Origin of the sequence: Nonomuraea sp. NPDC059194, assembly GCF_042754765.1 — a bacterium.
Taxonomy (GTDB): domain Bacteria; phylum Actinomycetota; class Actinomycetes; order Streptosporangiales; family Streptosporangiaceae; genus Nonomuraea.
The window spans coordinates 40,795-61,256 of record NZ_JBHZBH010000022.1; the positions used below are offsets into that span (position 1 = coordinate 40,795).

General features: G+C 69.4%; 14 protein-coding genes. 5 read left to right on the forward strand and 9 right to left on the reverse strand.

What is annotated here, in order from left to right; all coding sequences use genetic code 11:
• Positions 1 to 234: 234 nt before the first annotated feature.
• Together ACFXJ8_RS25345 and ACFXJ8_RS25350 are read left to right on the forward strand one after the other, a co-directional pair.
• Positions 235 to 1,710 carry a purine-cytosine permease family protein gene (locus ACFXJ8_RS25345; RefSeq protein ID WP_379646430.1) on the forward strand — a complete coding sequence of 492 codons (1,476 nt, stop codon included), beginning with the start codon at positions 235 to 237 and terminating at the stop codon, positions 1,708 to 1,710.
• 34 nt (positions 1,711 to 1,744) lie between these two features.
• On the forward strand, positions 1,745 to 2,890 hold the full coding sequence (locus ACFXJ8_RS25350) for an agmatine/peptidylarginine deiminase (protein WP_379646431.1): 1,146 nt from the start codon (positions 1,745 to 1,747) through the stop codon (positions 2,888 to 2,890).
• Between the two features lie 9 nt (positions 2,891 to 2,899).
• Here the strand turns inward: ACFXJ8_RS25350 and ACFXJ8_RS25355 are convergent, their stop codons facing one another.
• The 6 genes from ACFXJ8_RS25355 to ACFXJ8_RS25380 form a co-directional block, all read right to left on the reverse strand.
• Complete coding sequence (locus ACFXJ8_RS25355; protein WP_379646432.1) at positions 2,900 to 3,499, reverse strand: TetR/AcrR family transcriptional regulator; 600 nt, start codon at positions 3,497 to 3,499, stop codon at positions 2,900 to 2,902.
• A gap of 211 nt (positions 3,500 to 3,710) precedes the next feature.
• Positions 3,711 to 4,871 (reverse strand): copper amine oxidase, encoded by a 1,161-nt coding sequence (locus ACFXJ8_RS25360; RefSeq protein WP_379646433.1) that lies wholly within the window; start codon positions 4,869 to 4,871, stop codon positions 3,711 to 3,713.
• A gap of 1 nt (position 4,872) precedes the next feature.
• Positions 4,873 to 5,523 (reverse strand): hypothetical protein, encoded by a 651-nt coding sequence (locus tag ACFXJ8_RS25365; RefSeq protein ID WP_379646434.1) that lies wholly within the window; start codon positions 5,521 to 5,523, stop codon positions 4,873 to 4,875.
• 83 nt (positions 5,524 to 5,606) lie between these two features.
• The gene (locus tag ACFXJ8_RS25370) at positions 5,607 to 6,929 is read right to left on the reverse strand and encodes an aminoglycoside phosphotransferase (RefSeq protein WP_379646435.1); all 1,323 of its coding nucleotides are present in this window, start codon (positions 6,927 to 6,929) and stop codon (positions 5,607 to 5,609) included.
• Between the two features lie 3 nt (positions 6,930 to 6,932).
• Positions 6,933 to 8,645, reverse strand: a complete 1,713-nt coding sequence (treS, locus tag ACFXJ8_RS25375) for a maltose alpha-D-glucosyltransferase (RefSeq protein WP_379646436.1) — start codon at positions 8,643 to 8,645, stop codon at positions 6,933 to 6,935.
• Between the two features lie 22 nt (positions 8,646 to 8,667).
• Entirely contained in the window at positions 8,668 to 10,815 is a 2,148-nt protein-coding gene (locus tag ACFXJ8_RS25380; protein ID WP_379646437.1) for an alpha-1,4-glucan--maltose-1-phosphate maltosyltransferase, read from the reverse strand.
• 225 nt (positions 10,816 to 11,040) lie between these two features.
• On the opposite strand from ACFXJ8_RS25380, the gene glgP reads away from it, so the two are divergent.
• Entirely contained in the window at positions 11,041 to 13,623 is a 2,583-nt protein-coding gene (gene glgP / locus ACFXJ8_RS25385; RefSeq protein WP_379646438.1) for an alpha-glucan family phosphorylase, read from the forward strand.
• A gap of 280 nt (positions 13,624 to 13,903) precedes the next feature.
• Positions 13,904 to 14,779, forward strand: coding sequence for a MurR/RpiR family transcriptional regulator (locus ACFXJ8_RS25390; protein WP_379646439.1), 876 nt, complete (start codon positions 13,904 to 13,906; stop codon positions 14,777 to 14,779).
• Positions 14,780 to 14,907: 128 nt separating this feature from the next.
• On the opposite strand, the gene ACFXJ8_RS25395 is transcribed toward ACFXJ8_RS25390, so the two are convergent.
• Positions 14,908 to 16,818 carry an N-acetylmuramoyl-L-alanine amidase gene (locus ACFXJ8_RS25395; protein ID WP_379646440.1) on the reverse strand — a complete coding sequence of 637 codons (1,911 nt, stop codon included), beginning with the start codon at positions 16,816 to 16,818 and terminating at the stop codon, positions 14,908 to 14,910.
• 115 nt (positions 16,819 to 16,933) lie between these two features.
• On the opposite strand from ACFXJ8_RS25395, the gene ACFXJ8_RS25400 reads away from it, so the two are divergent.
• Positions 16,934 to 18,307, forward strand: a complete 1,374-nt coding sequence (locus ACFXJ8_RS25400; RefSeq protein ID WP_379646441.1) for a protoporphyrinogen/coproporphyrinogen oxidase — start codon at positions 16,934 to 16,936, stop codon at positions 18,305 to 18,307.
• A gap of 4 nt (positions 18,308 to 18,311) precedes the next feature.
• Here ACFXJ8_RS25400 and ACFXJ8_RS25405 read toward each other — a convergent pair whose 3' ends face one another.
• Together ACFXJ8_RS25405 and ACFXJ8_RS25410 are read right to left on the reverse strand one after the other, a co-directional pair.
• A complete protein-coding gene (locus ACFXJ8_RS25405; protein WP_379646442.1) occupies positions 18,312 to 18,749 on the reverse strand; it encodes a VOC family protein in 438 nt (145 codons plus the stop codon).
• A gap of 100 nt (positions 18,750 to 18,849) precedes the next feature.
• The gene (locus ACFXJ8_RS25410) at positions 18,850 to 20,424 is read right to left on the reverse strand and encodes a lysylphosphatidylglycerol synthase domain-containing protein (RefSeq protein ID WP_379646443.1); all 1,575 of its coding nucleotides are present in this window, start codon (positions 20,422 to 20,424) and stop codon (positions 18,850 to 18,852) included.
• Positions 20,425 to 20,462: the final 38 nt, after the last annotated feature.

A 20,462-nucleotide genomic window follows, 5' to 3' on the forward strand; every position in this document is an offset into this window, starting at 1 on the left:
GGCTCTTTCTAGGGGTCGTCGCAACACAGTGGCTTGGTTGCCGGCGGCGAGAAGCACAACGAGACGCTCGGCTGGGGTATCCCAGTCGAGCGTCTTTCTTGGCCCGTGTCGTCCGATCGTTTGTGTCTGAATTTTTAGTCAGTTTCCCCATTGATGTGGACTGAATTTTCAGTCAGTATGCGTTCGTAGATCGAAAGGCTCCCGCTGCGTGCGGGCTCGGTGCAGGAGGCTGTCATGACTGAGGCGGCGCAGGACGCGCACGGGTCGTTACCAGCGGGCGAAGGAGCGGGTCGGCATCGCCGGGCCATCGAACGGCACTCCATCGACTGGGTGCCGTTGTCGGAGCGGCACGGCAGGGTCTCCAGCCTGGGTGCCATCTGGTTCGTCGGCAGCCTCAACCTCACCGGGTTCGCGACGGGCGTGGTCACGCTGTCCATGGGTGCCTCGCTGCTGTGGACAGTGGTGGCCACCGTGCTGGGCTCGCTGTTCGGCACCTTCTTCATGGCGTTCCACTCGGCGCAGGGCCCGCAGCTGGGCCTGCCTCAACTGCTGCAGTCTCGGCCGCAGTTCGGGTATATCGGGGCGGCGGTGACCGTATGGGTGTTCGCGTTGGTGAACTACATCGGCTACAACACCTCTGACGCGTTGCTGGCCGGCGATGCGATGAACACGCTGTTCTCGATCCCGAACGGGCTGGGGTATGGGCTGTCGGCCGCGATCGCCACCGTGATCGCGCTGTTCGGCTACGACTGGATCCACGCCGTCAACAAGTGGCTTACCTGGCCCTTCGTCGTCGTCATGGCAGTCATCAGCGGGGCGGCCCTCTTCAGCGGCGGGCTTCCGGCCGGGATCTGGGCCCCCGGGCCGTTCGACTTGACCACCTTCATGCTGGTTTTCGTCTTCGTCGCCGGCTTTCAGCTGGGCTGGGCGCCCTACGTGTCGGACTACTCGCGCTATCTGCGCCCCGACATACCGGTCCGCAGCGCCTTCTGGTGGACCTACCTGCCCAGTGCGATCTCCGGGATCTGGGTCTTCGTCCTGGGCGCGGTGGTCTCGGCGGCCGCACCGCCCGGCACCACCCCTGTGGCCGCGCTGAAGCTGGCGGCCGACCGCCTGGCAGAGGGGTTCGGGCTGCTGGCGATTGTCACCCTGTTGATCGGGCTGCTGTCGATCATGGCGATCAACCAGTACGGCGGCAGCCTCACCATGATCTCCATCGCCGACTCCTTCCGCCCTGTTCGGCCCACCCGGACGATCCGGGCCGTGACCATCGCCATCATGCTGATCACGGTGGGTTCGATCGCCAACTTCGTGGGCGTCGAGCAGTTCAACTGGTTCTACGCCAACGTCGTGGTCATCTTGACCTACCTGTTCATCCCGTGGACCGCGATCAATCTGGTGGACTACTTCTTCGTCCGCAAAGGCCAGTACGTCGTCCGAGAGATCTTCAACCCCCGTGGCATCTACGGCCGCTGGGGCTGGCGCGGCAACCTGGCCTACCTGATCGGACTGGCCGCGATGACCCCCTTCATGGTGATCGTCGGCCTCTATACCGGCCCGATCGCCAAGACGCTGGGCGGCGTCGACTACTCGCTGCTGGTCGGCCTGCCCGTGGCCGGCGGCCTCTACCTGATCTTCGCCCGCAGTCTGGATCTGGCTACCGAGCGGCGCATGGTCCAGGAGGAGGGCCTGCTGGCACCACGGCACTGAGCGCTCCCACCCCCCACCGAAAGGAAACAGGAGCATGAACGACCTGACCCGCCGGGCGATGCTGGCCCGGACCGGCCTGGCCGCCGCCGGACTGACCGCGGCGCACGTGCTCGGCGACGCCGCGCCGGCCCACGCCGCCACCTGGCGTGTGCCCGGTGAGGAGGTGGCGCACAAGCGGACCTGGATGTCCTGGCCGCACAGCACGACGATCTGGGGCAACCTGCTTTCCAAGGTCCAGTCGGACATCGCCAAACTGGCCAAGGAGATCGCCAGGTACGAGCCGGTGATCATGTGTGCCAACGGCTCCGCCAACGCCTCCAGGGCGCGCACGATGTGCGGCTCCACCGTCACCGTCATCAGCTCGGTCCCGGTCTCCGACTGCTGGATCCGCGACTCCGGCCCCATGTTCCGCGTCGACGGCGCCGGCGGGCGCGACGCCTTCGGCCTGAACTTCAACGCCTGGGGAGAGAACGCCACCAGCTTCTACGGCATCCCTGCCTCCGCCTACAACAACGACCGCAAGATCGCCCAGAACCTGGCCGGCTACCTCGGCCTGCCGTTCGCCAAAGCCGGTGTGGTCGGCGAGGGCGGCGGCATCGAGTACGACGGCGACGGCACGCTGATCGCCACCGAGAGCTGCTGGGTCAACCCCAACCGCAACCCCGGCAAGACCCGCGCCCAGATCGAGGCCGAGCTGCTGTCCAGGTTCGGCGCCAGCAAGATGATCTGGGTGCCGGGCGTCACCGGGCAGGACGTCACCGACGGGCACATCGACGGCACCGCCCGCTACATCGCGCCCGGCGTGGTGATGGTGCAGCTGGCGGGAGCGGTCCGCCCCGACGTGTGGACCGAGAACGCGCAGGCCATCCACGACGCGCTGGTCAACGCGACTGACGCCCGGGGACGCAGGCTGCACGTGCTGACCATCGAGGGTCCCGACATGCTGCCCCGCATCCCTTCCGGTCAGCGCAAGGACTTCCTCAGCTCCTACATGAACTGGACGGTGACCAACCAGGCCGTCATCACCGTGCAGTTCGGCGACACCGCCAAGGACGCGGCGGCCAAGACGGCGATCGCGAACGCCTTCGGCCGCCCGGTGGTCCAGCTCAACCTCGACAACCTGTACGGCAACGGCGGCGGTGGCGCGCACTGCGTCACCATGCAGGAGCCACAGCCCTGACCACGGGCTTCAGGGGCGATCGAACTCGATGTCGATCGCCCCTGCCAGCAGTTGCTGCGCCCGCTCCAGGCTCATCGTGCCGCTCAGCCACCGCTCGCTCAACCCCTCGACCAGGGAGGTGAGCCGTTCGGCGGAGTCCATCGGCTCCACCTTCGCCGAGACCAGACCGGCGGCGCGGGCCTCGGCGATCAGGTCGATCAGGTCGCCGACCCATTCACGGGTGGCGGCCTGCAGCGGCTCGCGCAGGTCGGGGTCGAAGGTGGCGCTGGCCCGCAGCTCGCCCCAGGCGGAGCTGTTCTCCCGGACCGCGGGGGTGTCCTGCAACTCCAGCGACAGCAGCAACTCGATCCGGGTCCGCGCATCCCCGCCCCGCTCCAGCGCCTCGCTGGTGTAGCGGCCCGCCCGTTGGCTGACGAACTCCAGGGTGCGACGCATCAGACCGGCCCGATTCTCGAAGTGATAGTAGATCAGCGAGGTCGACACCTTGGCCTCGGCGGCCAGTTTCTCCACCCGCAGGCCACGCACGCCGTCGCGGGCGATCACCCGCAGGGCCGCTTCGAGGATCAGTTGCTGACGGTCCGACATGTCACCCCACATTACCTTGATCATCGATGGGGCATACCCGGCGCCTTCCCTGGTCTCCTCGACGGCGAACCCGCCGACGCCGACGCTGATCCCCGATTCGGGATCCCGGGGCGCGTGGTCAACGGGGGCGGGAGCCCTCGGGGGAGCGCGGCCCCGAGCCGTCAGGCGAGGGACCTTGCCTTTCCGAGGGCGTGCCGTACCCAGAGGGGCCTTGCTTTGCCGTACCCCAAGAAGGTCAGTGGGGGTTGGTGGCGGTGACGTCGCGTGGGGTGATGCGGAAGCCCTGCCAGTGGATGGGCATCGGGTCGGCGTCCTCGTCCCTGGCCACGTGGTGGAAGCCCACGTTCACCCACAGGACCGGATCGGTCACCCGCTCCCCGTTGGTGTAGCGGTCAACGGACGTGCCGCATCTCGGCGCCACGTTCTCGGTCGCGAGCCGCTCGCACGCACGGTACTGCGTGACGAACACGTCCGCGTGGGTGAACGCCTCGTCGGCGGGGCCGCGGTACTCCGCGCTGTCGGAGTTGTTGATCTCCCATGACACCGGGTGCCTGTCGGCGTTCTTGACGCGCGGGTCCACCACCCGCCACCAGCGCATCCTGCTGTTGACCGCCTTGGTCTCCCGCCGGAACACCGTGCGCACCAGCGACCGCTTCTTGGTGCGGGTTCCGGCGACGTCGTACTGTTCGACGACGTCGCGCGCCCTGCCCTCGATGTCGAAGTCCATCCGCCAGAAGATGTTGTGGCTGTGGGACTCCTCGAAGTGCTTGCGTCCCACGCCGATCGGCCAGCCATGCTTGGGCGCGGTGGTGGTGCCGGCCAGCGAGCCCGTCGCGCCCACTCTCGGGGTGATCGAGCCGTCGTCGCCGAAGACCCATTCGGAGATGTAGGTGTACCAGCCGACCTGGTAGGCGGCCAGCACCACCAGCTCGTGGCCCTGCGCCGACTCGCGCTGCGACTCGTCGCCCCAGCCGTCCTTGAGGTGGGCGTGGCCGCGCGGGCGGGTCGTCACGCACACCTTGCTCTTTGCCAGCTCGCCGCCGGGGCAGTCGGCCGCCGTCAGCGCGATCGCGGCCGAGCCGAGCGAGCCGATGTCGTGGTAGCGGGGCTCGCCGCTGTCGTACGGGACGTGGATCTGCGCCAGGGCCCCGCTGCGCAGCACGCTGATCGACCGGTTGCCCTTGGGGGTGTAGGCGACCTTGGTGACGGTCAGGCCCTCGATCGTGCGCATCTCCCAGCACAGCCGCCAGCGCGCGCCGTTCGGCAGCGTCTTGTCGACAAGGTACGGCGAGCCGCACGGCCGCGCGGCGGGTGCGGAGGCAGCGACCGACAAGGGGGCAGCGACCACTAAGGGGGGCGCGACGAGCAGGCCGGCGAGCATGAGACGGAGGATCAACTCACCACTCCAGGGTGTGGACCTTCTTGGCGGACAGGTCGATGACGATGCGGCTGGTGTCGAGGAAAGTGCCGTTGGGCAGCCGCACGAACAGCCGCAGGCACCGGTGCGTCGCGCACGGCCCCCGCTCGGGGGAGTAGATCAGCCCGCGCAGCGCCAGGTCGGAGGGCGAGGCGAGCTCTCTGCCCGCCGCCTTCCTGAACGACTGGCGCACTCCCGCGCCCAGCCTCGGGTGGGCCAGCAGCAGCTCGGCGGCGCGCAGCTCCTCCCGCCTGGACGGCGGCGGCTGCACCCCCCTGCCCCTGGCCTCCTCGACCACCTTGCCGGCGCCGAGGTCGACGGTCCTGACGATCACCGCGTCGGCGGCGTAGTCGTAGAGGTAGGCCTCGGCCCGCCGCGACTGCTCGGCGTCCTTGTCGTCGTCGCGTTCGACGTAGAGCAGCTCGGCCTGCCCCGCCTTCTGGTGTTTGGTCGCCGTGGCGATCTCGCCGGCGCGGGCGATCTCCTCGGGTGTGAGCGGGTCTCCCGGCGCGGGTGACTGCTGGACGGCCTGCGCCGCCTCGGGCCCGTCACCGCTGGTGGCCACCAGGAGCGATCCGCTCAGCAGGACCGTGCCCAGCCCCGCGGCCGCGAACACACGACCTCGCCGCATGCCGCCCCCTTACTCTTCGCTTTTGTATGCATGCGAAGAGTAGTGCTCTCGTGACGCTCCGGAGGGGAAACGCCCAAGTTGCCTCAGCGGAAGGCAGACAGCGGGATCGGCAGCCACGACGGGCGGTTGCGGGCCTCGTAGACGACCTCGTACACCGCCTTGTCGTACTCCAGCGCCCGCAGCAGCGCCGAGTCCTCGACGCCGCCGTCGGAGTAGCCCTCGAGGAACGCCGACCTGTTGCGGGTGGCCCACTCGGCCGCCTTGGGCAGCAGGGAAGCGCCGTCGGGGCGGTCAGCCAGCAGGTGGCCCGCGGCATAGTCGAAGGAGCGGAGCATCCCGGCCACGTCCCGCAGCGGCGAGGCGAGGGCCCTGCGCTCGTCGAGCGGCTGGCCCGGCTCGCCCTCGAAGTCGAGCACGAACCATCCGGCGGGGGTGCGCATGACCTGGCCCAGGTGGTAGTCGCCGTGGACGCGCTGCACCTTCACCTCGCCCGTCAGCTCCTCCACCTGGTGGAAGGCGTGCTCCACGATCTCGGCGTGCTCGGCCAGCTCGGGTACCTCGGCGATCGCCCTGGCCAGGCGGCGGCGGAAGCCCTCGACCATCCGCTTGACCTCGTGCGGTTCGACGACGTCGGTAGGGAAGGCCGCGGCGAGCTGCCGGTGGACCTCGGCGGTCGCGGCCCCGAGGCGCTCGGACTCGGCGGCGAAGTCGCCGCCCGCGTCGTCGCATCGGATGTCGTCGAGCTGCCCGTAGAAGTCGCGGACGCTGGCCAGCGCCAGGTCCCAGCCGTCGCTGCTGGTGGACAGGAACTCCTGGGTGAAGGCCAGCGTGGTCGGGTGGCCGTCGAGGTCGGTCTCGATCCATCCGTACGGCCTGGCGATGTGCGGCGCGCCGCGTTCGGCCAGCGCGGTGACCACTTCGAGCTCGGGATTGACGCCGGGGATGAGGCGGCGGAATAGCTTGCAGATGTAGGCGTCGCCGTACACGAGCGAGGTGTTGGACTGCTCGGCCCCGAGGACGAGGCTGCGCTGCGTGGTGTCGATCTCGGCGCCGCGCACGTGGCGGAACCTGATGGGCCCGTGGTCCTGCGCCTCGGCCATGCCTTCGAGCAGCAGGTGGGTGAGCGCGGAGTCGTGGGCGGCGTCGTAGACGTGGGTGCCGTCCTGCGCGGTGCCGATCAGGACGTGCCTGAGCCTGTCGGGCAGGTCGGCCCTGATGCCCAGGAGGACCTGGTAACGGTCGCGCGCGTCGGCCTGCCGTACGGACAGGACCAGGTGGTGCAGTTGCGCGTCCTGGACGGCGCCCAGGGTGGTGCTCGATTCGATGCGGAGTTCGTCCAGAGGGCGCCCCTTGCCCGCGAACCAGCGTTGATGGGTGATCCAGCGGGCAAGGAGGTCCTCAAGCACGACTTACTCCTCCTGGGGTACGGCGGGCGGAAGGGTGAACCAGTAGAAACCATGCCCAGGGAGCGTCAAAAGATACGGAAGTTCGCCAATCGGGGGAAATGGCACCCCGCCCATCGTCTCCACGGGCGAGACGCCGACGAACCTACGCAGATCCAGCTCCACGGGCTGCGGGAACCGCGAGAGATTGTTCACGCACAGAATGCGATCATCGCCCAGTTCACGCACGAAAGCGAGGACGCTGGGGTTGGATGAGTTGAGTTCGATGAATTCGCCCAGGCCGAAGACCGGGTGCCGCTTTCGGATGTCGATCATCCGTTTGGTCCAGTGGAGCAGCGAACCGGCGTTCTTCTGCTGCGCCTCGACGTTGATCGCCTGGTAGCCGTAGATCGGGTCCATGATGACCGGCAGGTAGAGCCGGCCGGGGTCGCAGTCGGAGAAGCCCGCGTTGCGGTCGGGTGTCCACTGCATGGGCGTGCGGACGCCGTCGCGGTCGCCGAGCCAGATGTTGTCGCCCATGCCGATCTCGTCGCCGTAGTAGAGCACGGGCGAGCCGGGCAGCGACAGCAGCAGCGCGGTGAACAGCTCGATCTGGTTGCGGTCGTTCTCCAGCAGCGGGGCCAGGCGGCGGCGGATGCCGACGTTGGCCCGCATGCGCGGGTCCTTGGCGTACTCGGAGTACATGTAGTCGCGCTCTTCGTCGGTGACCATTTCGAGCGTGAGCTCGTCGTGGTTGCGCAGGAAGATGCCCCACTGGCAGTTCTCCGGGATCTTGGGCGTCTGGGCCATGATCTCGGAGATCGGGTAGCGCGACTCCCTGCGCACCGCCATGAAGATGCGCGGCATGAGCGGGAAGTGGAAGGCCATGTGGCACTCGTCGCCGCCGTTGACCGGGTCGCCGAAGTACTCGACCACGTCGGAGGGCCACTGGTTGGCCTCGGCGAGCAGCACGCGGTCGGGGTAGAGCCGGTCGACCTCGGCCCTGACGCGCTTGAGGTAGGCGTGGGTCCTGGGCAGGTTCTCGCAGTTGGTGCCGTCCTCCTCGAACAGGTAGGGGATGGCGTCCATGCGGAACCCGTCGATGCCCAGGTCGAGCCAGAACCTCAGCACCTCCAGCATGGCCTCCTGAACCGCGGGGTTCTCGTAGTTGAGGTCGGGCTGGTGGTGGAAGAAGCGGTGCCAGTAGTACTGCCCGCGGACCGGGTCGTAGGTCCAGTTGGAGGTCTCGGTGTCGATGAAGATGATCCGGGCGTCCCGGTACGGCTCGTCGGTGTCGGACCAGACGTAGAAGTCGCCGAACGGGCCCTCGGGATCGTGCCGTGACGCCTGGAACCACGGGTGGGCGTCGCTGGTGTGGTTCATCACCAGGTCGGCGATCACCCGCATGCCTCGCTTGTGCGCCTCGTCGACCAGCTTGACGAAGTCGCCGAGATCGCCGAAGTCAGGAAGGATCTTCATGAAGTCGGCGATGTCGTAGCCGCCGTCGCGCAGCGGTGACTCGTACAGCGGCAGCAGCCAGAGACAGTCGACGCCCAGCCACTGCAGGTAGTCGAGCCTGCTGGTGAGCCCCTTGATGTCGCCGGTGCCGTCGCCGTTGGAGTCGGCGAAGCCCCTGATGAGCACCTCGTAGAAGACGGCCCGCTTGTACCACTGGGGATCGCGGGGCTTGTCCTCGTCGAAGGTGTTCGGGATGGCAGCGGAGTTCACGGTGTCGGACAAATTGGACTCCCCGATCGCTGTGTTACCGATGAGCCGCTCGCACGGTGAAGACGTGCGCCGGATTGATATGAGGGTCGAGGCGCACGTAGTTGTTCTGCCGCCACCGGTACGACTCGCCAGACATTTCGTCGTCCACGACGAACTCGGCGTTCCAGTCGAGACCGAGAGCGGGCAGGTCGAGATCGACCGTCGCCTCATGAGTATTGTGCGGGTCCAGGTTCACGACCGCCAGGACCACGTCGCCGAGTCCGTGCCGTCGTGTGGCCGTGTCGTAGGCGCCGGGAAGCCGCTTGGAGAAGCAGACCAGGTCTGGGTGGTCGACCCTGTGGAACGTCAGATTACGCAATTCCTGGAGTGCCGGGTGCGCTCTTCGGAACAAATTCAGATGCGTGATGAACGGGGCAAGAGTGCGACCCTCCCGCTCCGCGTCAGCCCAGTCGCGTGGTCTGTACTGATATTTCTCGCTGTCGAGGTATTCCTCGCTACCCGGACGTACCGGGATATTTTCGGCGAGTTCGTACCCGGAGTAGACGCCCCAGGTAGGTGACACGAGCGCGGCCAGGACCGCCCGGATCTTGAAGGCGGGCATACCGCCGTGCTGGAGGTACTCGTGCAGGATGTCGGGCGTGTTGACGAAGAGGTTCGGCCTCAGGAAGTGCGACGTGTCGTGCGACAATTCCGAAAAATACGTTTCCACGTCATACTTCGAGTTCTTCCAGGTGAAGTATGTGTATGACTGGTGATATCCGATTTTGGCGAGCGTCTGCAGCATCGCGGGACGCGTGAACGCCTCGGCCAGGAAGATCACATCGGGGTCCGTCGTCCTGATGTCGGCCAGCAGCCGCTCCCAGAACGCCACCGGCTTGGTGTGCGGGTTGTCGACCCTGAAGATCCGCACCCCGTGGCTCATCCAGTACTTGACCACCCGCTTGACCTCGGCGTAGATCCCCTCGGGGTCCTTGTCGAAGTTGACCGGGTAGATGTCCTGGTACTTCTTGGGCGGGTTCTCCGCGTAGGCGATCGACCCGTCGGCCCTGATCGTGAACCACTCGGGATGCTCCTTGACCCACGGATGGTCGGGCGAGCACTGCAACGCGAAGTCGAGCGCCACCTCCATGCCCAGCTCGCGGGTCTTGCCGACGAAGTCGTCGAAGTCGTCGATCGTGCCCAGGTCGGGATGGACGGCGTCGTGCCCGCCGTCCTCCGAGCCGATCGCCCACGGCGAGCCGGGATCGTCGGGGCCCGGCGTGAGCGTGTTGTTGCGCCCCTTGCGGAACGTCGAGCCGATCGGATGGATCGGCGGCAGGTAGACCACGTCGAAGCCCATGCGGGCGATGGCGGGCAGCCTCTTCGCGGCGGTCTGGAAGTTGCCGGACTTGGAGATGCCGCCCTCGTCGACGATCGCCCCCTCCGACCTGGGGAAGAACTCGTACCACGAGCCGAACAGCGCCCGGCGCCGCTCCACCCTGACCTTGTGCGGCTTGCTCCTGGTCAGCATGTCGCGCAGCGGATGGGCCTCCAGCATCGCGGCGGTCTCCGGCATCAGCGCGATCGACAGCCGCGCTCTGGGATCGAGCCCCTCGTCGCGCAGCGTCGCCGCCACGCCCAGCAGCGCCGCCCGGTGCCCGCAGGTCTCGGCGGGCTTCAGCTCCGCGCCGACCTTGAGCGCGCTCGCCTGCACCGTGCCGGTCTTCAGGACAGTCGTCCCGTTCGTCTTCAGCGTCCCGTTGCCGTTGCGCGTGACGTTGCCCGCGTGCGGGGCGGGGCAGTCGGCCGGCCGTACGGCACGGGCGGCGCGCTCGAACAGCCGCGCGCCCTCCTCGCACATCAGGTCGACGTCCATGCCGCGCGGAATCTTGATCTCCGCGTCGTGCAGCCACGTGCCGATCGGGTCGCTCCACGCCTCGACCCTGAACGACCAGTCGCCCTCGTTGGGCAGCGACACGCGCGCGGTCCACCTGTCGGTGCCCTTGGCGATCTCTCGCATATGTTTCAGGTGGCCACGCTTCCCTTCGGGAGAGGTGATCACCACCCCCGCGGCGACCGCGTCGTGTCCCTCGCGGAACACGGTCGCGGCAATCTCGAAGGTCTCGCCAGCGACCGCCTTGGCGGGCCACTGCCCGCAGTCGACAACTGGGAAGATGTCCGTGATGGGAATTCGACCGATCATCGCGTCCTGTTCTCATGGTCGAGTGGCCGACTGTCGCAATGACGATCCTCGCACCTTCACGCGTGAAGCTGAGGACGCCATCCCGGGACGGTGTTTCGGGTTCAAAGTGGGGAGTGCCCCAATCGTCCCCGTTAATGCCTCTTCATGGAAGGGTTGTGAGAGGGAAGTGATCGATCTACGGGACTACGCCTTGTCCACCACCGCTCACCACCTAGGGTCGGAATCGTGAGAGCTATCCGCAGGTTCACCGTCCGCACCGTCCTGCCCACGGAGTTGGCCGCCCTCGGCGAGCTCGTGCACAACCTCAGATGGTCGTGGCATCCAGAGACCACCGACCTGTTCGCCGAGGTCGATCCGGCCGTCTGGGAACGTGTTGGGCACGACCCCGTCGCGCTGCTCGGGGCCGTCGACCCCGCCAGATTGCGCCAGCTGGCCGGCGACCGCCGTTTCCTGCGCCGCCTCGCCGACGCCTCCGACGATCTGCGCGAGTACATGACCGCGCCGCGCTGGTACCAGACGCTGCCGGAAGCCGCCAAGGCGATCGCCTACTTCTCGCCCGAGTACGGCATCGCCGCCGCCCTCCCGCAGTACTCAGGCGGCCTCGGCATCCTGGCCGGCGACCATCTGAAGGCGGCCAGCGACCTGGGCGTGCCGATCATGGCGGTGGGGTTGCTCTACCGCCACGGCTACTTCACCCAGTCGCTGTCGCCCGAAGGCTGGCAGCTGGAGCACTATCCCAGCCTCGACCCCGGCGGCCTGCCGCTCAGCCTGCTCAAGGACGAGGAGGGCACCGCCGTCCACATCAGGATCGGCCTGCCCGACCACCGCGCGCTGCACGCGCAGGTGTGGGTGGCGCAGGTCGGCAGGGTGCCGCTGCTGCTGCTCGACTCCGACGTGGCCGACAACGACGCGGCCGCGCGCGACGTCACCGACCGCCTGTACGGCGGCGGCACCGACCACCGGCTCATGCAGGAGCTGCTGCTCGGCGTGGGCGGCGTCAGGGCGATCCGCGCCTACTGCCAGATCACCGGACACCCCGAGCCCGAGGTCTTCCACACCAACGAGGGTCACGCCGGATTCCTCGGCCTGGAGCGCATCCGCGAGCTGACCGAGTCGCGGCTGTCCTTCGACGAGGCGCTGGAGGCCGTGCGCGCCGGCACGGTCTTCACCACCCACACGCCCGTCCCCGCGGGCATCGACCGCTTCCCCTCCGACATGATCGAGCGGCAGTTCGGCGGCGACAACGCCTGGCCCACCGTGCCCGTCGAGCGCATCCTCGCGCTGGGCGCCGAGCGCGAGCCGGGCCGCTTCAACATGGCGATCATGGGCATGCGCCTGGCCCAGCGCGTCAACGGCGTCTCCGAGCTGCACGGCGAGGTCAGCAGGGAGATGTTCAAAGAGCTATGGCCGGGATTCGACCTGCACGAGGTGCCGATCGGGTCGATCACCAACGGCGTCCACGCCCCCACCTGGGTCGGCCGCGAGATCATGGAGCTGGCCGGTCGCGAGCTGCCGTCCCTGATCGACAAGGCGCAGGGCTGGGAGGGCGTCCACAAGATCTCCGACGCCGACATCTGGTCGATCCGCGGGCTGCTGCGCGAGCGCCTGGTCGAGGCGGCGAGGGTACGGCTGCGCCGTTCGTGGCGCGCCCGCGGCGCCAGCGACGCCGAGCTGACCTGGGTCGACGACGCGCTCGACCCCAACGTGCTGACCATCGGGTTCGCCCGCCGCGTGCCGTCCTACAAGCGGCTCACGCTCATGCTGCGCGACCCGGCCCGCCTGCGCGAGCTCCTGCTCGACCCCGACAAGCCCGTGCAGATCCTCATCGCGGGCAAGGCCCACCCGGCCGACGAGGGCGGCAAGAAGCTCATCCAGCAGATCGTCAGGTTCGCCGACGAGGAGGACGTGCGGCACCGCATCGTCTTCCTGCCCGACTACGACATGGCGCTCGGCCAGCTGCTCGTGCAGGGCTGCGACGTCTGGCTGAACAACCCGCTGCGCCCGCTGGAGGCCTCCGGCACCTCGGGCATGAAGTCGGCGCTGAACGGCGGGCTCAACCTGTCGATCCGCGACGGCTGGTGGGACGAGTGGTACGACGGCACCAACGGCTGGGCGATCCCGACCGCCGACGGCGTCGCCGACCCCGACAGGCGCGACGAGCTGGAGGCGGCCGCGCTCTACGACCTCATCGAGCACGAGGTCTCCGACCGCTTCTACGACAGGGCGCCCGACGGCCTGCCCCGCAGGTGGCTGGAGATGGTGCGCCACACGCTCACCTCCCTCGGACCCAAGGTGCTGGCCGGGCGGATGCTGCGCGACTACGTCGTCGACCTCTACACGCCCGCCGCGGTCTCGGCCCGCGCGCTGTCGGCCGACTCCTTCGCCCCCGCCAAGACGTTCGCCGCCTGGCGGGTGCGCGTCGCCCAGGCGTGGCCGGGCGTCAGGGTGGAGCACGTGGAGGCCTCGGGCGTCGGCGACACACCCGAGGTCGGCGCCGCCCTCGACCTGCGGGCGACGCTCGCGCTCGGCGAGCTCGACCCGTCCGACCTGCTGGTCCAGGCCGCGTACGGCAAGGTCGGCCCGCACGACGAACTGCTGAACCCCAACTACCTGGCCATGAGCCTGGAGGGCACCAACGACGACGGCAAGGCGCACTTCGCCGGGAAGGTGCCGCTCGACAGCACGGGAGCGTTCGGCTACACCGTGCGCGCCGTCCCCGCCCACCCGCTGATGGCCGCGCCCGCCGAGCTCGGCCTGATCGCCCTGCCGGAGGAGCCCGCCGGCATGACCAACGGCACTCTCCGCTGACCCCCCGCCGCGGAGCCCGGCCTGCCACCGGGCTCCGCGCCCCCTGGGGAGCCCGGCCCGCGTCGTCCCACCGATCCCTAAGACCCAAGAACCCCCGGCTGCTTCTCAGGAGGCCCCGAGGGACCCTGGCCGATCCCTACGACCCAAGTACCCTCGGCTGCTTCTCAAGAGGTCCCGAGGGGACCCTGGCCCGCGTCCCAGGTTGGGTCGTGGTTTGACGGTTTGTGGGAAGGACGTCCGACAGCGATGGGTCCGTCCGTCCAGGCCCCATAATCGGTATGTGGAAGACACCCGGAACGGTCTCAGGGCCGACACACTCGTGGCCACCGTCCGCGGCGTCCTTCCGTCGCTGACGCCCGCCGCGCAGACCGTGGCCAGGCTCATCCTCGAAGACCCCGCCACCGTCGCCCGCAGCACCATCACCGAGCTGTCGGCCGCCTCCGGCACCAGTGAGGCGACGATCGTGCGCACCGCGCGGTTGCTCGGGTTCGCCGGATACCCGCAGCTCAGGCTGGCTCTCGCGGCTGCAGCGGCGCAGCCCGACCGGCTGGTCCCCGGCGACCTGGCCCCCGACGACCCGCTGTCGGAGGTCATCCTCAAGGTGTCGCGCGCGGAGTCAGAGGCGATCAACGACACCGTCGCCCAGCTCACCTCCGAACGGCTCGGCCTGGTCGTCGACGCCATCGCGGGCGCCCGCAGGATCGACTCCTACGGCGTGGGCGCCTCCGGCCTGGTCGCCCAGGACATGGCGCAGAAGCTCATGCGCATCGGCCTGTCCAGCCACGCCTTCCAGGACGCCCACCTCGCCCTGACCAGCGCCGTCCTGCTCAGGCATGGCGACGTCGCGATCGGCATCAGCACCTCCGGCGAGACGCCCGATGTGCTGGAGCCGTTGCGGATGGCGGGCGAGGCGGGGGCCACGACCGTGGCCATCACCAACAACCCCCGCTCGTCGCTGGCCGAGCTGGCCGAGCACGTGCTGATCTCGGCGGGGCGGGAGACGGAGTTCCGGCCGGGCGCGCTGGCCAGCAGGATCAGCCAGCTGCTGGTCGTCGACTGCGTGTTCGTGGGGGTGGCGCAGCGCACGTTCGACACCTCACAGGAGGCGCTGCAGAGCACCAGGCGCGCGGTCGCCGACTTCACCCGCAAACGCTGAAACCCAGGCCACGTGAGCCCGAGGTGGGGGCACAAGCCGGTCGCCCAGAAGAGGGGCGGGTGGCGAAGGCGGGTGGAGAAAGGCAGGGGACCCCGCCCGGATGGGCGAGGTCCCTGTGAAGCGCCGGTCTACTGGAACGACACCTGGACGTCGTCGGCCTTGACGAACATCACCCGGTGTCCGAACTGGATCTCCAGGTACCGCGTCTTGCCCCGCACGACCGTGTGCGGTGCGGGGTCGAAGGTGACCGCCCGGTAGTACTCGGTGGCCGCCGGACCCGCCAGCGTGTACTTCTCCCCGGCCGAGAACGTGTACTGCAGCGGCGTCACCGCCTGGTACGGAATGCCCGCGGGGTAGGCCTCCTGCTCGGGGTAGGCCCTGCCGTACACGGGGATGGTCGCCAGCCCGGGCTTCGGGGTCACGACGAGTCCCATGGACGGCACCGCGGTCGGCTTGGCGGCGGGGTTGTGGAACCACGCCTTCTGCCCGAGGTACCAGATCGCCGTCCAGTCGCCCTGCCGCTCGGCCACGGCGTAGCGCTGGCCGGTGGTGGCGCGGGCGCTGTGGTCGTAGACGCTGTACAGCGAGTCACCCGTGGGGTGCTTGCCGATGTCCTTGACCAGCGGCGCGTCGTCGCGCGGCTCGGTGCGCAGCCACACCGTGGAGGCGGGCAGCGGCGGGCAGGCCGCCGACGGGTTCTTGCGGTCGCAGCCGTAGAAGTACGGCTTGTTGGTGGCGAAGTCCGGCTTGATCATGACGGATCCGGACCGCGGACCGCCGAACTGGTGCAGCGGGGCGCCCATCAGCTCGAAGTAGCGCGCCCAGTCCCAGAACGGTCCCGGGTCCTCGTGCATGCGCCTGACCGTGGTCGGCAGCGTACCGGGCACGTTGTCGTGGCCGAGGATGTGCGCGCGGTCGAGCGGCACGCCGTGGCGCATGGCCAGGTAGCGCACGAGCTTGGCCGACGTGCGGTACATCGCCTCGGTGTACCAGGTGCTGCCCTCGGCCAGGAAGCCCTCGTGCTCGATGCCGATGGACTTGGCGTTGATGTACCAGTTGCCGGCCTGCCAGCCGACGTCCTTGGTCTTGATCTGCTGCGCGATGTGACCGTCGCTCGACCGGACCGAGTAGTGCCAGCTACCGGGCCACGTCGGGTCCTGGTTCAGCCTGACGGACGGCGCCCAGTAGCCCTCCATGTCGTGGATGATGATGTAGTCGATCTTCTGGCTCTGCGGCCTGTTCGCCAGGTCGTAGTGGCCGTAGTCGTCGTTCGGCAGCTCCGCGTACGCCGCGGGGATCCACTCGCAGGAGATCGAGCGCGGGCACTCCACGCCGTCGCGGCGGGGCAGCGAGAGCCCCAGCTTCTCCAGCCATTCCACGATCTTGCCGAGCCCCGGCACCGGCGTGAGCGTGACCCGCTGTCCGTCGTCCGTCGTGCGCGCGGCCCCCTCGGCGATGACCGAGTAGACCTCGTCGGCGAAGAACTTGGCGGCCTCCTGCTCAGTGGCGCCCGAGTAGCGGGCCACCGCGCCGTACCACTGCGCAGGGTCGTCGCTGAGCGGCGCCCCGAGCTGCTTCTGATAGTCGGCCAGCAGCGCCGCGCCACCGCGGATGTTGGCCGCGGGGTCGCTCCTGAGCATCTCGTGCGACTCGCCGGTCAGGGCCGCCGCCTTCTCCATGGTCCTGAGCGAGGCGGGGATGTCCGTCGGTGCCGCGGGCGGCTCGACGGGCAGGGCCAGCGGGCGGGTGTCGTCGCCGCGCGGGTCCTCCTCGCCTTCACCGTGGTGGTTGGACCCCGTGAAGGCCGCCGCGTCCGTCAGGTGCATCGGGCCGAACCCCGCGTCGTTGCTGGGCTGGCCCGCGTGGGCGTCCCAGCGCGACTGCAGGTAGGACACGCCGAGCAGGACGCTCTCCGGCACCTGGTAGGTCTCGGCCGCCGCGGCGAACGCCTGCTGCCGGTCCTCCGGCGCCTCGGCCTGCGCGACCCCTGCGGGGATCAGTAGCGGTAAAAAGCACGCGACCGCCAACGCTTTGCGCATCGAAGACTCCTTGACTGGGGGGCCGTACGGGAGTCAGCGTCTCAACATTTTCCTTCCTCTAGAAGAGGGATGAGAAGAAATTTTTCAGGACTTCACCGGATAGGGTGGCCGCGCCATGGAACTCGTGATTCTCGGAGCGGGCCCCTCGGGCCTGGCAGCCGCCTGGCGCGCGGCCCTGCGCGGGGTGCGCGTCACCGTGCTGGAGCGCTCCGAGCGGGTGGGCGGGCTGTCGGCCGGCCTCGAGGTCGCGGGCATCAGTGTGGACCACGGCAGTCACCGCCTGCATCCCGCCACGCCGCCGCACCTGCTCGCCGACCTGCGCGGACTGCTCGGCGACGATCTCCAGGTACGGCCCCGCAACGGCCGGCTGCGCGTCGGCGACCGCTTCGTGGGGTTCCCGCTGCGGCCGGGCGAGCTGGCGCGGCGCCTGCCGTACCGGATGCTGGCGGGGATCGCGCGCGACGCGGTCCTTCCGCGCGGAGGGGACGATTCGTTCGCGGGGCTGCTGCGCGCGAGCCTCGGGCCGACGCTTTACCGCTGCCTGTACGAGCCTTACGCGGTCAAGCTGTGGGGGTTGCCCGGCGAGGAGATCGACGGCGACCAGGCGCGCAGGCGGGTCACCGCCGACAGCCCGTGGAAGATCGCCCGCAGGGTGCTGCGCGGGTCGCCGAACGGGCAGGGGAAGATTTTCTACTATCCGCGCCGGGGGTTCGGGCAGATCGTCGAGGCGATGGCCGACGCCGCGGTGGCCGCCGGGGCCGACCTCCGCCTGGGCACGGCCTGCGAGTCGCTCGTGCCGGGGCCCTCCGGGGTGGCCGTGCACACCTCCGCGGGACGGCTCGACGCCGGTCACGTGTTCTCCACGATCCCGATGCCCGCGCTGGCCGGGCTGGTACGGCCGGGGCCCGCGTCCGAGGTGGTGGCGGCGGCGCGCCAGCTGGAGTTCAGGGCGATGGTGCTGGTCTACGCGGTGCACGAGGGCGGGCGCTGGTCACCGTACGACGCCCACTACCTGCCGGGGCCCGAGACGCCCGTCACCAGGATCTCCGAGCCCGCCAACTACCGGGTCAGCGCGGCCGACCCGGCCGACCGCACGGTGCTGTGCTTCGAGATCCCGTGTCAGGTGGGCGACCCCGTCTGGACCGCGCACTCCTACGACGATCTGATCAAGGACTGCCTGTCGGCGACGGGGCTGCCGCCGCTGCGGCTCGCGGGCGTGGAGGTCAGGCGGCTGCCGCACGTCTACCCCGTCTACCGCACCGGCTACGCCGACCACCTCGCCGGCCTCGACGCCTGGGCGGGTCGGGTGCCGCACGTCACCACGTTCGGCAGGCTCGGCCTGTTCGCCCACGACAACACCCACCACGCGATGGCCATGGCCTACGCCGCCGTCGACGCGCTGACCGGCCGGGGTCCGGGTGAGGGCTGGGACGCGGCCGCGTGGATGGCGGCCCGCGCCCGCTTCGCCGAACACGTGGTGGAGGACTGAGCCGTCAGCCGTTGGCGGCGTCCTCCATCTCCTTGAGGTTGATCTTGGACATCTTGAGCATCGCCTGCATGGCGCGCTCCGCCCTGGCCGGGTCGGGGTCGCCGAGCAGCCTGGGGAGGGCCTTGGGGATGATCTGCCATGACAGGCCGTACTTGTCCTTGAGCCAGCCGCACTGGCTCTCCTCGCCGCCGTCGGCGGTGAGCTTGGCCCACAGCTCGTCGACCTCGTCCTGCGTCTCGCAGTCGACGTAGAGGGAGATCGCCTCGGTGAACCTGAACTGCGGGCCGCCGTTGAGCGCCATGAAGCGCTGGCCCTCGAGCTCGAAGGTCACGACCATGGGCGTGACCTCGACGATCCTGGAGTTGCCGAAGACGGAGACGTAGTGGTTGGCCGCCTCCTCCGCCTGGTTGTCGAACCAGAGGAAGGTGGTGATCTTCTGCATGATGTGCTCCTCTCTGCTGTCGTTATAGTCGCAACCACCGACAGAACCGAGGCGGCGCCACGCTCACCGGTAACCCCAGGTCTGTCCATGTCTGCGGTTGTCAGGTGTTGAGCTCGCGGTGCACCGCGGGGATGACCTTGCGGAGGTATTTCCCGAGTGTGATGAAAGACCGCCCGCTCTGCCGGAACGCGTAGCGGATGGGCACCTCGCGATAGACGAAGCCCTTGGCCAGCAGGTCGAGCGTGAGCACCTGGGCGTAGTTGTAGTCGTGGATCACCTCGGCGGCCTCGAGCGCGGCGGGGGAGAAGGCCCGGTAGCCGCTCTGGCCGTCGGTGAGGTCGCGCCGCCTGGTCAGCAGGCGCATCCACGCCGTCAGCACCCTGTTGCCGAACCTGCGGTGCGGCAGCATCCGCTCGATCGTCCCGGCGAAGCGGGAGCCGACCACATAGTCGGCGCTGCCGTCGAGGATCGGCGCGGCGAGCGTGTCCAGGTCCTCGGGGAAGTACTCCAGGTCGGCGTCCAGGTAGACGGCGGCGGCCGGGCCGAGCCGCGCCGCCTCGGCCAGGCCGCGCCGTACCGCCGCGCCGAGACCCAGGTTGCGCGGCTGCGGCAGGACGCGGGCGCCCGCCTGCCTCGCCCGTACGGCGGAGGCGTCGGTGGAGCCATCGTCCACGACGAGCGCGACAAGGGGCCTGCCGGCCACCGACGTGGGCAGCCGCCTGATCACCTCGCCGATCGTGGCCTCCTCGTTGAAGACGGGGATGAAGGCGACCACGGGCGCGTAGCAGGGGACGGCACGCGGGACGGGGCGGGGCGGAAGGCGCCGGGGGAGGCGCAGCCGGCCGAAGTAGCCGGGGGAGGGGGCGAACAGCGCGACGCCGCCGACGACCAGGGAGTAGGCGGTCTTCACGGCGTGGGTGAGGAGCGCGATGGCGAACGCCGTTCCTGACGGGACGGCCAGCGCGACCATGGCGGCGGTGGCGGCGGCCTCGTACGAGCCGAACCCGCCGGGGGTGACGGCCACGGTCTGGGCGGCGATGGTGACGGCGGTGACGGCGACCGCGTCCGCGGCGGTCAGGTTCGCTCCCGCAAGCCTGGCGACCTCGTAGACGACGGCCGCCTCCAGCACCCACGCGAGCGCGGCGCACCCGAACACCCCGACCGCCCGCAGTCCCTGGGAGGCGACCGCGAAGCCGACGACCGCAGACACCGCGAGCGCGCCCGCGACCGGCCACACCCACCAGCCCACCGCCGACGACACCAGCGCGGGCGCGGCGACCAGGGCGAGCAGGAGCACGGCCAGCAGGTCCGCCGAGCGGGCCCCCACCGCCGAGCCGATCACCTCGGCGGGGGCCAGCCCGGTCCTGCGCAGCACGGACGTCACCCGCAGCGCCTCGCCCAGGCGGAACGGCAGCACGTGGTTGCCGAGCAGCGACACGTGGATCGCCGCCCACGACTGCCCGGGTGACAGTCCCCGCAGCACCCAGGTCCACGCCCACGACCGCAGCGCGAACGCCGCGCCGTACAGGAGGATCGCGAAGGCCAGGCCGAGCGGGTCGGCGAGCAGCGCGCGGGCGGCCGAGGCGAGCGAAGGGCCCGAGACCACGCCCGCGAGATACCAGACGGCCACGCCCAGCACGACGACGCCGACGGTGCGACGCAGTGCCTTCGCCATGACGAGCCTCGCAGGGATCCTTGGAGGTCAGGCTGAGT